Origin of the sequence: Agathobaculum sp. LCP25S3_E8 (assembly GCF_052117165.1) — a bacterium.
Taxonomy (GTDB): domain Bacteria; phylum Bacillota; class Clostridia; order Oscillospirales; family Butyricicoccaceae; genus Agathobaculum.
The window spans coordinates 1-840 of sequence record NZ_JBQKJR010000159.1 but is presented as its reverse complement, the minus strand read 5'-3'; the positions used below and the strand labels follow the sequence as shown (position 1 = coordinate 840).

Genomic DNA, 840 nt, shown 5'->3' with positions numbered 1-840 from the left:
CTGCCGTTGCGGGCCAGATAATAGGCGGGGCACTCCACCTTTTCCTGTGTGAGTATCTTGGCGATCTCATGGGGGCCGTGCCCCTCCACCGCAAGCCGGAAGATCCGCCGCACCACGGCAGCGGCTTCCTCGTCCACCAGCCAGTGGTCCTTGTCCTCCGGGTCTTTTTTGTAGCCATAGATGGCGTTGTTGGTGGTGGGCTTGCCCGCCTTGCCCTTGACACGGTATGCTGCCGAAACCTTTTTGGACTGGTCACGCAGATACCATTCGTTCATGATATTGAGAAAGGGAGCAAACTCGCCGCTGTCCTGTTCCTCGCTGTCAATGTTATTGGCGACAGCAACAAAATGAACCCCATTCTGCCGGAACATTACCTCGGTGTAAAAGCCGGTTTGCAGGTAGTTTCTGCCGATCCGACTTAGGTCCTTACACAGCAAGTGGGCCACCCTTCCCGCCTCAATGTCCGCCACAAGGCGCTTCCATGCGGGACGGTCAAAGTTGCCGCCGGACCACCCATCGTCTGTGTAGTGGACGATATTGGTGTAGCCCCGCTGTGCTGCATAGCTTTCGAGATAACGTTTCTGGTTCAGAATGGAGTTCGAGTCGCCCGTGAGGTCATCGTCACGGGACAGGCGCTCATAGAGCGCAGTGATTTTTTCTTCCGTCTGTCTGTTTGCCATATCAGGCGCTCCTTTCAGACGGACGGCTCATTTGTGGCAGTTCCATTATACCACATTCCGGCTGGTTTGCCAGCCCGTCATTGCGGATCAGCCGCAGAATTTTATCTTCCATCGTTTCCTCGGCGGTTTCGCTGAGGTAGACACGAACTTTATAGGTGGT

2 protein-coding genes are annotated in these 840 nt (G+C 55.4%); both read right to left on the bottom strand.

The window, feature by feature from the left end:
• A partial coding sequence (locus ACTQ34_RS18065; protein WP_441364979.1) for a recombinase family protein occupies window positions 1-680 on the bottom strand: 680 nt, incomplete at its 3' end.
• 1 nt (window position 681) lies between these two features.
• Window positions 682-840: transposon-encoded TnpW family protein (locus tag ACTQ34_RS18060; RefSeq protein ID WP_441364980.1), on the bottom strand; the 159-nt coding region annotated here is incomplete at its 5' end.